The sequence below is a fragment of the Streptomyces sp. NBC_01317 genome (genome assembly GCF_035961655.1).
Taxonomy (GTDB): Bacteria; Actinomycetota; Actinomycetes; order Streptomycetales; family Streptomycetaceae; genus Streptomyces.
Window position 1 is genome coordinate 7,346,358 of the sequence record NZ_CP108393.1, and the last position, 13,907, is coordinate 7,360,264.

General features: G+C 72.4%; 12 protein-coding genes. 7 read left to right on the forward strand and 5 right to left on the reverse strand.

Annotation, left to right across the window (positions count from 1 at the left end; translation table 11 throughout):
• Positions 1 to 13: 13 nt before the first annotated feature.
• Together OG349_RS31880 and OG349_RS31885 are read left to right on the forward strand one after the other, a co-directional pair.
• Positions 14 to 670, forward strand: a complete 657-nt coding sequence (locus OG349_RS31880) for a type VII secretion system-associated protein (RefSeq protein WP_327237880.1) — start codon at positions 14 to 16, stop codon at positions 668 to 670.
• Between the two features lie 47 nt (positions 671 to 717).
• Positions 718 to 1,365 (forward strand): TetR/AcrR family transcriptional regulator, encoded by a 648-nt coding sequence (locus OG349_RS31885; protein ID WP_327237881.1) that lies wholly within the window; start codon positions 718 to 720, stop codon positions 1,363 to 1,365.
• Between the two features lie 59 nt (positions 1,366 to 1,424).
• On the opposite strand, the gene OG349_RS31890 is transcribed toward OG349_RS31885, so the two are convergent.
• Genes OG349_RS31890 through OG349_RS31905 form a run of 4 tightly spaced genes read right to left on the reverse strand, consistent with a single transcriptional unit; the run spans position 1,425 to position 5,824 of the window.
• Positions 1,425 to 3,815 (reverse strand): excinuclease ABC subunit UvrA, encoded by a 2,391-nt coding sequence (locus OG349_RS31890; RefSeq protein WP_327237882.1) that lies wholly within the window; start codon positions 3,813 to 3,815, stop codon positions 1,425 to 1,427.
• Between the two features lie 56 nt (positions 3,816 to 3,871).
• Positions 3,872 to 4,282, reverse strand: a complete 411-nt coding sequence (locus OG349_RS31895; RefSeq protein ID WP_327237883.1) for a VOC family protein — start codon at positions 4,280 to 4,282, stop codon at positions 3,872 to 3,874.
• Positions 4,283 to 4,292: 10 nt separating this feature from the next.
• Positions 4,293 to 4,736 (reverse strand): helix-turn-helix transcriptional regulator, encoded by a 444-nt coding sequence (locus OG349_RS31900; RefSeq protein ID WP_327237884.1) that lies wholly within the window; start codon positions 4,734 to 4,736, stop codon positions 4,293 to 4,295.
• A 41-nt stretch (positions 4,737 to 4,777) separates the two neighbouring features.
• On the reverse strand, positions 4,778 to 5,824 hold the full coding sequence (locus OG349_RS31905; protein ID WP_327237885.1) for a saccharopine dehydrogenase family protein: 1,047 nt from the start codon (positions 5,822 to 5,824) through the stop codon (positions 4,778 to 4,780).
• Between the two features lie 70 nt (positions 5,825 to 5,894).
• Between OG349_RS31905 and OG349_RS31910 the strand changes: the two genes are divergently transcribed.
• From OG349_RS31910 to OG349_RS31920, 3 genes are all read left to right on the forward strand, one after another.
• Positions 5,895 to 6,872 carry a helix-turn-helix domain-containing protein gene (locus OG349_RS31910; RefSeq protein WP_327237886.1) on the forward strand — a complete coding sequence of 326 codons (978 nt, stop codon included), beginning with the start codon at positions 5,895 to 5,897 and terminating at the stop codon, positions 6,870 to 6,872.
• A 232-nt stretch (positions 6,873 to 7,104) separates the two neighbouring features.
• Complete coding sequence (locus OG349_RS31915) at positions 7,105 to 7,722, forward strand: DinB family protein (protein WP_327237887.1); 618 nt, start codon at positions 7,105 to 7,107, stop codon at positions 7,720 to 7,722.
• A gap of 72 nt (positions 7,723 to 7,794) precedes the next feature.
• Positions 7,795 to 9,366 (forward strand): tetratricopeptide repeat protein, encoded by a 1,572-nt coding sequence (locus tag OG349_RS31920; protein WP_327237888.1) that lies wholly within the window; start codon positions 7,795 to 7,797, stop codon positions 9,364 to 9,366.
• A gap of 183 nt (positions 9,367 to 9,549) precedes the next feature.
• On the opposite strand, the gene OG349_RS31925 is transcribed toward OG349_RS31920, so the two are convergent.
• Positions 9,550 to 10,974, reverse strand: coding sequence for a glucose-6-phosphate dehydrogenase (locus OG349_RS31925; protein WP_327237889.1), 1,425 nt, complete (start codon positions 10,972 to 10,974; stop codon positions 9,550 to 9,552).
• 148 nt (positions 10,975 to 11,122) lie between these two features.
• Here OG349_RS31925 and OG349_RS31930 point away from each other — a divergent pair, with 148 nt between their 5' ends.
• Positions 11,123 to 11,638: a GNAT family N-acetyltransferase gene (locus OG349_RS31930; protein ID WP_327237890.1), complete on the forward strand. Its 516-nt coding sequence runs from the start codon at positions 11,123 to 11,125 to the stop codon at positions 11,636 to 11,638.
• A gap of 35 nt (positions 11,639 to 11,673) precedes the next feature.
• On the forward strand, positions 11,674 to 13,881 hold the full coding sequence (locus tag OG349_RS31935; RefSeq protein WP_327237891.1) for a serine/threonine-protein kinase: 2,208 nt from the start codon (positions 11,674 to 11,676) through the stop codon (positions 13,879 to 13,881).
• The last annotated feature ends 26 nt before the right edge of the window (positions 13,882 to 13,907 follow it).

Below are 13,907 nucleotides of genomic sequence, written 5' to 3' on the forward strand. Positions count from 1 at the left end.
GTGAGGAACGCGCATGGCAGAGATCGACGACGGGTTCGACCCGGAGATACCCGAGCCGCCGGTGGAGATCATCGAGGCCGCCCGGCACCTGCCCGACCAGTGGCTCAGCCTCCCCGATCCGGCCTGGTCGGGCGCCGACGGGGACAGGGACAAGGACGGGGACAGGGACGGGCCCGGGGACACAGACCAGGATCGGGACGCGGAGGCGCCGCCGGACTGGGCGATCCCCGGGCGCTGGCGGGCCGGCCCCACCGGCGCGATCGTGGCGTGGGAGGACAACGAGGAGTACCGCCCCTCCCCGGAGGCCCTCGGCTGGCCCGCACCCACCGATCCGGTCGAGTCCGCCATCCAGCTCGCCGTGACGGGGTACGGGCCCACCGAGGACGTCGTGCGGACGCTGGCCGCCGCCAAGGTCGCCGTCCTCACGGGCGCCGACGGCGGCGCGCTGGCCGTGCGGTCGGCGGAGGGCGAACCGGTGATCCCCGTCTTCACCTCGCCCGCGTACCACGACGCCTTCGGGGCCTTCGCGGCCCGGATCGTCCCGGTCGCCGAACTGGTCGAGCGGCTCCCCGAGGGGTACGCGCTCTACGTCAATCCCTCAGGACCGGCGGGCATGATCATGGAGACCGCGGAGCTGATCGAGGAGATCGAGTCTCGTGATAGCCTCTAACTAAATCTTGAGACTGTAGAAGCGCAGGTGCGGAAAGGCGGCAGGCCATGGCAGAGGCGGGCACGACGACCCCCCGCGAGCGCTACCGCACCCAGGTACGCGCGGAGGTCAAGGAACACGCGTGGGAGCAGATCGCCACGGCGGGGGCGTCCGCGCTCTCCCTCAACGCGATCGCCAAGCGGATGGGCATGAGCGGGCCCGCGCTCTACCGGTACTTCGCCAGCCGCGACGACCTGATCACCGAACTCATCCGGGACGCGTACCGGAGCCTCGCCGACACCTTCCGTACGGCCGCCGCGTCCGGCGCCGACCTGGCCGCGCTGGCCCACGCCATGCGCGGCTGGGCCCTGGCGGACCCCCACCGGTACTTCCTCGTCTACGGCACCCCCGTCCCCGGCTACCACGCGCCCGGCGACATCACCGCCATCGCGGCCGAGATCATGACAACCGTGCTCGACGCCTTCGCGGGCCTGCCGTCGGACGGTCCCGCGACACCGTTCGAGACGCATCTCGAAGAGCACCGGCAGTGGGCGCGCGACCACCCCGCCTCCGCCGTGACCCTCCACCGGGGCCTGACCTTCTGGACCCGGCTGCACGGTGTCCTGTCCCTCGAACTCGCGGGCCACTTCACCGGGATGGGATTCGACAGCGGCCTGCTCTTCACCGCCGAGCTGGACGACCTGCTGGCACGCTGACCGCCTGGCCGTCCCGCCCGTCAGCCGCCTGCCCCGTCAGTCGCCCCGTCAGCCCCCCGTCAGTCGCCGACGTACGCCGCCAGGTGCTCGCCCGTGAGGGTCGTACGGTCCGCGACCAGGTCCGCCGGGGTGCCCTCGAAGACGATCCGCCCGCCGTCGTGACCCGCCCCCGGGCCCAGGTCGATGATCCAGTCCGCGTGCGCCATGACCGCCTGGTGGTGCTCGATGACGACGACCGACTTCCCGGAGTCCACGAGCCGGTCCAGCAGCCCGAGCAACTGTTCCACATCGGCGAGGTGCAGGCCGGTGGTCGGCTCGTCGAGCACGTACACCCCGCCCTTCTCCGCCATGTGGGTCGCCAGCTTGAGGCGCTGCCGCTCCCCGCCGGACAGCGTCGTGAGCGGCTGTCCGAGACTGAGGTAGCCGAGTCCGACGTCCGCCAGCCGGCCGAGAATGGTGTGCGCGGCGGGCGTACGCGCCTCGCCCGCGCCGAAGAACGTCTCCGCCTCGCTCACCGACATCGCGAGCACCTCGCTGATGTCACGGCCGCCGAAGTGGTAATCCAGCACCGACGCCTGGAACCGCTTCCCCTCGCACTCCTCGCAGGGAGAGGCGACACCGGCCATCATCGCCAGATCGATGTACGTGACCCCGGCACCGTTGCACGTCGGGCAGGCGCCCTCGGAGTTGGCGCTGAACAGCGCCGGCTTCACCCCGTTGGCCTTCGCGAACGCCTTGCGGATCGGGTCGAGCAGCCCCGTGTACGTCGCCGGGTTGCTGCGCCGCGAGCCGCGGATCGCGCTCTGGTCGATCGACACCACCCCGTCCCGCTCGGACACCGAACCGTGGATCAGGGAACTCTTCCCGGAACCGGCGACACCCGTCACGACGGCGAGCACCCCGAGCGGGATGTCGACGTCGACACCCCGCAGGTTGTGCGCCGTCGCGCCCCGGATCTCCAGCGCCCCGCTGGGCGTCCGTACGGTCTCCTTGACGGCGGCCCGGTCGTCGAAATGGCGCCCGGTCAGCGTGCCGCCGGTCCGCAACCCCTCGACGGTGCCCTCGAAACAGACGGTGCCACCCGCCGTACCGGCTCCGGGTCCGAGGTCGACCACGTGGTCGGCGATGGCTATCGTCTCCGGCTTGTGCTCCACGACGAGCACCGTGTTGCCCTTGTCCCGCAGCCGCAGGAGCAGGTCGTTCATCCGCTGGATGTCATGGGGGTGCAGGCCCGCGGTCGGCTCGTCGAAGACGTACGTGGTGTCCGTGAGCGAGGACCCCAGGTGCCGGATCATCTTGACGCGCTGCGCCTCGCCGCCCGACAGCGTGCCCGAGGACCGGTCGAGCGAGAGATAGCCGAGACCGATCTCCACGAACGAGTCGAGCGTCTGCCGCAGGGTGGTGAGCAGCGGCGCCACCGACGGCTCGTCCAGGTCGCCGACCCAGGCGGCCAGGTCGCTGATCTGCATCGCGCAGGCGTCGGCGATGCTGATCCGCTCGATCTTCGAGGAGCGGGCCCCCTCGCTGAGCCGCGTACCGTCGCACTCCGGGCAGGTAGTGAACGTGACCGCCCGCTCCACGAACGCCCGGATGTGCGGCTGGAGCGCCTCCTTGTCCTTCGAGAGCATCGACTTCTGGATCTTGGGGATGAGCCCCTCGTAGGTGAGGTTCACGCCCTCGACCTTCACCTTGGTCGGCTCCCGGTGGAGGAAGTCCCGCATCTCCTTCTCGGTGAACTCACGGATCGGCTTGTGCGGGTCGAGGAAGCCCGACCCGGCGTAGACCCGTACGGTCCAGAAGCTGTCGGACTTCCAGCCCGGGATGGTGAACGCGCCCTCCGCGATCGACTTGGAGTCGTCGTAGAGCTGGCTGAGGTCGATGTCGGAGACCGCGCCCCGGCCCTCGCACCGGTTGCACATGCCGCCGGTGCGGTTGAAGGTCGCCTTCACCGTCTTCTTGTCGCCGCGCTCGACGGTGATGGCGCCGCTCGCCCGGACGGACGGCACGTTGAAGGCGTACGCGCCGGGTGGGCCGATGTGCGGCTGCCCGAGCCGGCTGAAGAGGATGCGCAGCATGGCGTTGGCGTCGGTGGCGGTGCCGACCGTGGAGCGGGGGTCGGCGCCCATCCGCTGCTGGTCCACGATGATCGCGGTGGTCAGCCCTTCGAGTACGTCGACCTCGGGGCGCGCCAGCGTCGGCATGAAGCCCTGGACGAACGCGCTGTACGTCTCGTTGATCAGCCGCTGCGACTCGGCGGCGATCGTGTGGAACACGAGCGAGCTCTTGCCCGATCCCGAGACGCCGGTGAACACGGTCAGCCGCCGCTTCGGGATCTCGATGCTGACGTCCTGGAGGTTGTTCACGCGCGCGCCGTGCACGCGGATCAGCTCGTGGCTGTCCGCGACGTGCGGCGCGGGGGACTGCGCGTCCGCCTCGGGGGCCCTGCTCATCGTGTCTCCATCTGTCTTCCTCTTGGAACGGTCCTGTTCGAACGGTCCTGGACCGTTCAGCGGACCTCGTTGATCCGGATCAGGTTCCCCGCGGGATCGCGGAAGGCACAGTCCCGTACACCGTAGGGCTGGTCGGTCGGCTCCTGGACGACCTCGGCACCCGCGGCCTGGATCTGCGCGAAGGTGGCGTCGACGTCGGCGGTGGCCAGAATGATACGGAGGTACGTGCCCTTGGCCATCATCTCGGCGATAGTACGGCGCTCGTCGTCCGTGGTGCCGGGGTCGCCGGCCGGCGGCTCCAGGACGATGGACGTGCCGGGCTGGCCGACCGGGCCGACGGTGATCCAGCGCATCCCGCCGTATCCGACGTCGTTGCGCACCTCGAAGCCGAGGGTGTCGCGGTAGAAGGCCAGGGACTCGTCGGCGTCGACGTGCGGGAGGAACGTGGTGTGAATCGTGAGGTCCATGCCGGTCACACTAGGTGCGCTCCGAGGCCCGCGCTTCTCGATTCCTGACCGGTCGCGTCACCTGTTTCGTGACACACGGCGGCATCTCCGCCGTGGCGCCCGCCGTACGGCGCCGGTAGGTGCTGGGCGGCACACCGACCAGCTCGGTGAAGCGGGTGCTGAAGGTGCCCAGCGACGAACAGCCGACCGCGAAACACACCTCGGTGACGCTGAGGTCCCCCCGCCGCAGGAGCGCCATCGCGCGCTCGATACGGCGGGTCATCAGGTACGCGTACGGTGACTCGCCGTACGCGAGCCGGAACGCGCGGCTGAGGTGCCCGGCCGACATGTGCGCCCCACGGGCGAGCTCCTCGATGTTGAGCGGCCGCGCGTACTCCCGGTCGATCCGGTCGCGGACGCGGCGCAGCCGCGCGAGATCGCGGAGGTGCTGCTCCGGGGTGGGTCTGGTGGTCACTCCGGAAGCGTGCCACGTCGCGCCGGAGGTGACCAGTGTGATCAGGGCCGGTGCGCGCCGGGTGCGGTGTAGGTGAGGTGGGCGGGATCGAGCGCCCGCAGGAAGTCCGGGGCGTCGAAGAGTTCTCCCGCGGCGGCCACCCCCACCCGGCGGGCCCGGCCGTCGAGGATCCGTACCGCCGCCTCCACCACCAGGGGCGCGGTGACCGCGTAGATGTCACGGCCGGACGCCGTCGCGCGGCGCTCCTCCCCGGCCCGGCGTGCGACCACGTCGACCACGAAGGTCTGCGCCGAGCGTCCGGAGCTGTCGGCCGCCGTGGGCGGGGGAGTGCCGGGATCGCCCAGGTCGCGCAGGGGCGCGCGGTTGATACGGACGCGGATTTCGGGCACCCGCAGGTGGCGGGAGAGGGTGACCTGGTCGGCGGTGGACAGCTCGGTGACCTCCTGGACGCCCAGCGGGTGCGGGAACGGCCAGGTCTCCGTCCGTGACGGGCCTTCGGGCGGCGCGGGCGGCGGGGTGAGGCGGTTGCCGGTGAAGACCAGGTGGCGGCCCGCGTTGCGCCGTACGGTCGCGCGGGTGCCCCGGGTCGGCAGCCAGCTGTCGAGGGCGATCGCGATCGTGACGTCGTCCGCGTCCGGCCAGTCGCCCGTCGCCGCGCAGGCCAGCAGGTCGCCGAGCCCGCCGTAGAACGCCACCGACGGGGCGACCACCACCCCGGCCTCGCGGGCCCGCAGGGCGTACCGCTCGAACGTCTCCAGCGCGACGGCCTGCTCCGCGGCCACGTCCAGGTAGGGGATGCGAGCCCGCAGCGCCGCGTCGATCACGGGGGCCGCGGTGTCGGCGAAGGGCCCCGCGCAGTTGATGACCGCCGCCGCGACCGACAGGGCGCGGTCCAAGGACGCGGGATCCGCGAGCGACGCGACGTGGGTCTCCGCTCCCGGGTGCGCCTCGGCGGCGGAGCGCAGCCTGGTGGTATCCCGGCCGACGAGGACGGGGGTGAGGCCGCGGCGGCGCAGTTCGGCGAGGACGAAGGCGGCGGTGTGTCCGTAGGCGCCGATGACCGCGACTGCCCGCTGTTGTCTGTTCATTCGGCCAGGATCACGGCCGGGGGTGGCGGCTACGAGTGGCTGGAACGACGAGATGCGTACACTTTCGGACATGACCTCTGTGGTGCTGGCGCTGTACGACGGGGCCCTGTTGTTCGAAGCCGCCGCGGCCTGCGAGGTGTTCGGCGTCGACCGGGGCCTGGCCGAGCCGTGGTACGACTTCCGCGTCTGCGGGCCCCGGCAGGCGCGGCTCGGCGGCTGGCTGCGCGTCGACACCCCGCACGGGTACGACGCCCTGGCGGACGCGGACACCGTCATTGTGGCGGCCTGCGGTGACGTCGAGGCCGACCTGCCGGGCGAGTTGGTGGACGCCGTGCGCGCGGCGCACGAGCGGGGCGCCCGGGTCGTGTCGCTGTGCACCGGGGCGTTCGTCCTGGCCGCCGCCGGAGTGCTGGACGGCCGCCGCGCCACCACCCACTGGGAGCACGCCGCCGCACTCGCCGCGCGCCACCCCCGGGTCCGTGTCGACCCGGACGTCCTCTACGTCGACGAGGGTACGGTCCTCACCTCGGCCGGCAAGGCCGCCGGGATGGACCTGTGCCTGCACCTCGTCACCCTCGACCACGGCGCGGCGGTCGCCAACGCGCTGGCGCGCCGCCTGGTGGTGCCCGCCCGGCGCGCGGGCGGCCAGGCCCAGTTCGTCGCCGTACCGGTCCCCGCCGACACCGGCCACGCGCTCGCCGACCTGCTGGACTGGGCGAGCGCGCGGCTGCACCGGCCGCTGACCGTGCCCGACCTGGCCCGCCGGGCGAACATGAGCACCCGCAACCTGACCCGCCGCTTCACCGCCGCCACCGGTGTCACCCCCCTGCGCTGGCTGCACACCCAGCGCGTCCACCGCGCCCAGGAACTCCTCGAAACCACCGACGACAGCGTCGAACTCATCGCCGCCCGCACGGGCATGGGGACCGCCGCGACGCTGCGCCGGCACTTCCACCGCGCCCTCGGTGTGCCCCCGGACACCTACCGGAGCACCTTCCGCACCCACCGGACCTCCGTGGTGCGCCAAGGCGACCCACCGGGCTTGTAGGGCAACTTGTCGGCGCGCAGAGCGCACTGCCCCAACTCGTACGGCGGGACGGCCTCGTCGGGGCCAACGCCGCCCCGAGCAATCCCGGCTCCCCGATCGTCAACACCATGTGGACACGCGAGGCGCGGTGCGGGCGTAAGGGAGATGCGGTGAGGTGAGGCACGTGCCAAGCTGACGGACTCGGCCGCCCTTCTCTCTCCTTCCGCAACTCCGTCGAACATGGGAGCGTCCAATGATCCCCCCACGGCTGGTTCCTCTGCTGGAACAATTCGACTTCGCGTGCGAGCGCCTGGCCGGCCGTCTGGCGGGGCCCGTCATGGACAGCGGCGACGGCGCGCAGACCGAGGTCGGACCGCTGACGGACGCGGAGTACCTCTGGGAGCCGGTGCCCGACTGCTGGTCGGTCCGGCGGCGCACGGACGGCCCGGGCGCACGCGCGACCCTCCTGGCGGGCCAGGGCGAGTGGGGGCGCGACGCCGCGCCGTACCCCCACCCCTGGCCCCCGCCGTTCACCACCCTCGCCTGGCGGCTGAGCCACCTCAGCGAGATGCTGACGCTCCGCGCCGACCACACGGCCGGCCGCCACGTGCTGACCCGCGACGACCACCCCGTCCCCGGCGACGCGGCGAGCGCGGTCGCGGCCTTCGAGGAGGGCGCGGCGGCCTGGCGGAAGGCACTCTCGGCGGCGGACGATGCCGCGCTCGACGCCGTGGGGTACTGCACCTACCCGCACGGCAGCGACGCCGAGGAGCCTTTTGTCGACATCGTGTGGTGGGTCAACCAGGAAGTGCTCCACCACGGAGCCGAAATCGCCCTGCTCCGCGACCTGTACCGCTCAGGTCGGCACTGACCCGCCGCCGACGACCTCGGCCACTTCCCGCTCGCGCTCTCCCGGGCGGCGGCCGTCCTCATCGACACCGGCATGCCGCTGACGACGTACCGCCGGCTGTTCGACGACCGGCGGGAAACCCTGTCCGACCTGCTGCCGGCGACCTCCCCGGCCGACGAACACACCGACACGGTGGAGACCGCCTGGAAGCCGGCCCTGGACCGGGCGGAGGCCTTCGCACCGGCCCGAAGTGCCAGGGCGGCGCTCGAACTTGTGTCGATGCTCGCCCCGGACGGCATCCCGGAGGCGGTGCTGCACACGACGGCGGCCCGGGGCTGGATCGAAGCGGCCATGACCGCCCACGGGGACGGCGCGCACCAGGACAGCTCCCACCGGAACACCGACCCCCACCCCCGTTCCGCCGAACGCGCCGTCCTCCTCGCCCTGCGCGCCCTGCACCGCCTCAGCCTGATCACCCACGAAGGCACCCACGCACCGTCCCGCACCCCCGCCTCGGTCGAGGTACACGCCTTGGTGCAGCGCGCGACGCGCGAGACCGTACCCGCCCCCGCCCTGCCCGCCCTCGCGGTCGCCGCCGCCGCCGACGCGATCGAGGAACTCTGGTCGGGCACAGCGGAGTCCCCGCACGGGCCCGACACCGAGGCCGCCCTCTACCGCGGTGTGGAGTCCCTGCGCCGGACCGCGCCCGGCGGTCTGCTCCGGGACGGGCGCAGGCACCCGGTCCTGCGCCGCGTCGGCCCGTACCTCGCCGAACTCGGCCGCTACGCGGCGGAACGCGACGTCTCCCGGGAGCTGCTCGCCCAGGCCCGCGCCACACTCGGCGACGGACACCGCGACGTCCTCGTCCTGCGCGGCCAGGTCGCCCGCGCCACCGGCGAGTCGGGAGAGGCGGCGACCGCGCTCGCCTCCCTGGTGGAGATCCGGCGGGAGGCCGAAAGGACCCTGGGACCCTCGGACCCCGACACCCTGACCGTACGGCTCCACGAGACACGCTTCCGCATGGAGGCGGGCGCGGTGGCCGACGCCCTGGACCACTTCACCGCACTCGCCGACCGGGCGGCCACCGTGCTCGGCGCGGACCACTCCCTGGTGACCGACGCGCGGCGGAACGCCGCGCTCTGCCGCAGCCTGACCGGGGACGCCGGCGGCGCGCGGGACGCCTGCGCCGCGATCGCCACCGCCGTGGAGCGGCAGTTCGGCCCCGGCCACCCGGTGACCCTGAGCGTCCTCACCGATCTGGGGCGGCACGAGGGCGAGGCGGGCGACCCGCGCGAAGCGGTCGCCACGTACGTCCGGGCGGTGGCCGGGCTGGAGGCAGCGGTGGGCCGCCTCCACCGGGACACTTTGATCGCCCGCCACAACCTCGCGTACTGGCGCGGCCTTTCGGGGGACACGGCCGCCGCCGCGACCGAACTGGCCCTCCTTCGCCCGACTGTTGACGAGGTGCTGGGCCCCGACCACCCGCGCGCCCTGCGCACCCGCCAACAGCAGGCCGAAGTCCCGGCACTCGCCGGCGACCACACCGGGTCCGCCGCGCTCCTCACCACCCTGCTGACCGACATGACCCGCGTCCACGGCGAGGACCACCCCCGCACCCGCGAGGTCGCGACGGCACTGGAGCACGCGGAAGGCCCCGGACCCTGAGCGGGTCCGGAGCCTTCGGTGGAGCGCTGGGCAGGCCTTGCACCTGCATTTCCCCGCAGGAAGCGGGGCGTCTTTCCTTGGACCACCAACGCGAGTCTTGCGATCCGGTGTGTCGGCGGCAAGCTCAAGATCGACTGTAGCGCACACCGCGCGCGCCTCAAAACCGGACCGCGAGAGCGGGTCTCAGCGGGCCGGGCCCGTCCAGGGCTCGCGCCACGAGGGATGGCCGCGTACGAGCCTCTTCGCCTCCTCCGGGCCCCACGATCCCGGCCGGTACGGATGCACCTCGGGCGGGTTGTCGAGCAGCGGCTGCACGATCCGCCAGGACTCCTCGACGCTGTCCTCGCGCGTGAACAGCCGGTGATCGCCCGTCAGAGCGGTGTGCAGCAGCCGCTCGTACGGCTCGAAGGGCTCACCGACATCCGGGGCGAACGAGGCGCTGAGGTTGATCGGCTGCCAGGACTCGTCGTCGCCCTGCCCGACCAGCTGGACCCGCAGACCGGGATCGGGGTCGATACGGAGCACGATCTGGTTCTGCTCCGCCTGCGTCGGCGCGGGAAGGCAGGCCAGCCGCGGCGCGCGGCGCAGCAGGAGCCGTACCTCCGTCGCCCGCAGCGGCAGCTTCTTCCCCGCCCGCAGGAAGAACGGGACGTCGGCCCACCGCCAGTTCTCCACCTCCAGGCGCAGAGCGGTGAACGTCTCGGTGGTGGAGCCCGCCGACACCCCGGGAACGTCCGCGTACCCCTCGTACTGGCCCCGGACGCAGTGCTCCGGATCGGCCGCACGCACGACGCTGAGGATCTCGGCCTTCTTGTCGCGCACGCTGTCCGCGTCGGAGCGGGTCGGCGGATCCATCGTGACCAGCGCCAGCACCTGGAGGAGATGATTCTGTACGACGTCACGGAGCGCGCCCACGGAGTCGTAGAACTTCCCGCGGTCCTCGACGCCGAAGTCCTCCGCCATGGTGATCTGGACGGCCGACACGCTGTTCCGGTCCCACAGGCCGGCCAGCGCCGGATTCGCGAACCGCAGGTACTCCAGCTCGATGACCGGTTCCTTGCCGAGGAAGTGGTCGACCCGCAGCAGCTGGTCCTCGTCCAGCACCGCGCGCAGCCGCGCGTTGAGCTGACGCGCGGACTCCAGGTCGTTCCCGAAGGGCTTCTCCACCGCGACGCAGGCGTTCGCCAGGATGTCCGCCTTGCCGAGCCGCTCGACGATGGGCGCGAACAGCGACGGGGGCATCTCCAGGTAGAACAGGGGGCGGTGTCCCGGCCCGATCTCCCCCGCCAGCCGGTCGTAGAGCGAGTCGTCCATGACATCGCCGGGCAGATACGTCAGCCGCCCGGCGAACCGCTGGAAGACCGCGTCCTCCACCGGCTCCCCGGTGGCGGCGATCGCGTCGCGCGCGTACGCCGCGAGCTGCGCGGTACTCATGTCCGTGGACGCCACCCCGATGATGCGGCAGTCGAGCAGGCCCCGCCGCTCCAGACGGTAGAGGGACCGGAGCGTCATCTTGCGGCCGAGGTCCCCGGTGATACCGAAGATGACCAGCGTGTCCAGCGCGCTGGTAGGGTCCGTCGTCGTCCGTGCGTCGTCGGTCTTCGCCATGTCGCACCTTCCCTCACCGGCCCTCACCGGCAACAAGGCATGGTGTGGGTGGGTATGTCGCTCGATTCACTCTAGGTGTGATCTCCGGCCCGTGCCCGTCCGAGGGGTGGCTCACCGGGCGGAAATGCATAGAAGTACAATCACCTGCATGGATATGCGCACTGTCTCCTTCGGTCACCCCGACGCCGTCCGGCTCAACGATCGCGTGCAGCTCGAATACGGCGAGCGGTACGGCGACGAAGGCGACGTCACCCCTCTCGCGCCGGACATGTTCGACCCGCCGCGCGGCCGGTACCTGATCGTCTACGACGACCTGGGCGTCCCGGTGGCCACCGGCGGCTGGCGCAGCCAGGAGAAGAACGAGGACGGGTACGCGGACGGGGACGCGGAGATCAAGCGCATGTACGTGACCCCGGAGGTGCGCGGGCGTGGTCTGGCCCGGCTGATCCTGGCCGCCCTGGAGGACGATGCGCGGGCCGCGGGCCGTATCCGGATGGTGCTGGAGACCGGCACCAAGCAGCCCGAGGCGCTGTCCCTCTACGCGTCCAGCGGCTACGAACCGTGCGCCAAGTTCGGCCACTACCGTTTCCACGAACTGAGCCTCTGTTACGCCAAGCCGCTGACGGTCCCGCCCGTCGCCGGGACGCCGGACTCTCTCCTCTAAGGTGTGGTCGCACGGGTCGCGCCGATGTGACTGATGTGACTGATGTGGTGGGGGAGCTGGGGCCGGTGCCGTTGAGCAGTTCGGACGCGGCGACGGTGGGCGGCTACACCCTGATCGACCGGCTCGGTTCCGGCGGCATGGGAATGGTCTACCTGGCCCGTTCGGCGTCCGGCCGCCAGGTGGCCGTGAAGCTGGTGCACGCGCAGTTCGCGGAGAACGACGAGTTCCGGGCGCGCTTCCGGCAGGAGATCGCGGCGGCCCGGCGGGTGAGCGGAGCGTTCACCGCGCCCGTCGTGGACGCCGACCCGGAGGCGGAGCGTCCGTGGATGGCGACGCTGTACGTGCCGGGGCCGACGCTCGCCCAGCGGGTGACGGAGAGCGGGCCCCTCGCCGGCGCGGAGTTGCGGACGCTGGCGCTCGGCCTGTGCGAGGCCCTGCGGGACATCCACCAGGCCGGCGTAGTGCACCGCGACCTGAAACCCGCCAACGTCCTGCTGGCCGGGGACGGGCCGCGTGTCATCGACTTCGGGATCTCCCGCGCTGCCGACAGCCAGGCCCTCACCACGACCGGCCGGGCCTTCGGCACGCCGCCCTTCATGTCTCCCGAGCAGATGAACTCGACGCGCGGTGCCGGTCCCGCCTCGGACGTGTTCTCCCTGGCCGCCGTCCTGGTGTTCGCGGCCTGCGGGCGGGGGCCGTTCGACGCGGAGAGCGCGTACCTGACGGCGTACAACGTGGTGCATCTGCCGCCGGTGCTGGACGACGTGGCGGAGCCGCTGCGGTCGATCGTCGCGCGCTGCCTGGAGAAGGACCCCCGACGGCGGCCGGGGCTGGACGAGTTGCTCCCCCTGTTCCAGGGGCTTCCGGCGGACGGCGCGAGCGGTACGGGGCGGGTGGCCGCGCCCGTCGTGACCACCTGGGACCCCGCGAGCCGGCACACCACGAGCCCGCCACGGGTCCCACGACGCCGGGTGCTGCTCGCCTCGCTGACCGCCGGCCTGGCCCTGGCGGGCCTCGGTGCGGTGGCGGTCACCTGGTACGGCGGGACCGGCGGGACGGGGACCGGTGACGCGGCGGCCGGGGCCACGCCCGGCTCGGACGCCCCGGGCGCCCCCGCACCCACCCTCCCGAAGGGGTGGCAGCCCTGGCAGACGACGCTACGGACCACAACGCCCCTGTACGGGTCCGGCGACTCCGACAGCGGGTGTCTCGTCTCGGGCGAAGCGCTCTACTGCGGTGGTGAGGGCTTCACCGCCGTCCGGCTCGACGCCGCCACGGGCACAACCGCGTGGCGGTTCTCCGCGGGCGTCGAATCCTCGACGCCGGTGCTGGCGCGGGACGGGGTCGTGGTGGTGAACGACCACCAGGGTCCCGCGTGGTCGACCGAGAAGCGGCAGTGGGTGACCGGGCTGGGCGCAGACGACGGAAAGGCGCGGTGGACCCATTCCGTCGCCGACGGCGCGCGTGCGGCGGCGTTCGGGACGTGGGTCGTGGTCCTGTCCGTGGACGAGCGGTACCTGATAGCGATGAACGCGGACGACGGCACCGAGGCCTGGCGCTTTCCCGTCCCGGCCGGGATGTACTGCGATCCCTGGTCGGGCGATGTCCTGTACGCGCTGTGCTACGCGGCGGACGCGAAGGACCTCACGGGTACGTTGTGGCGCTTCGACCCGGCGGACGGCGACCCGCACGAGGTGGGCGCCGTCCCGTACCGCGCGCGGCCGGCCGGTGTCGACGGGTCCGACCTGGTGCTGCTGGAGTACCCGGTCGACCCCGCCGGGGAGCCCCTCGCGTACTCCTCGGTGGTACGGGTGGACACCACGGCCGGCACCAGCCGCCGGGTGCCGCTGCCGAAGGGCGGCGGGGTCATGAAGGACGACGCGACACGGCTGATCGGCGGAACCCTCTACACGGCGCGGGCCGACGGGACGGTCTCCGCGGTGTCCGCGCGCACCGGCGAGGAGCGGTGGCGCCGGGCCACGGAGGTGCAGAACCTGTCCGCGCCGGTGTGGTCGGAGACGTACGACGAGCTGTACTTCGTCACCGGCTACGGGGGACTGCTGGCCCTGGACAAGGCGGGCGGCGAGGTGTGGCGTACGCCCGCCAGGGAAGGCGCCCGTCCCCAGGCGGAGGCGGGGCCGCCCCACGTGTACCTCACGAAGGACGCCGTCGTGGCGCTCACGGGTGGACTCGCGTTCTCCGTGAGCCCCGTGGAACCGGACGCGCCGGCCCCGCTCCCGTAACACAACACCGGACTCACTCCGGCAGC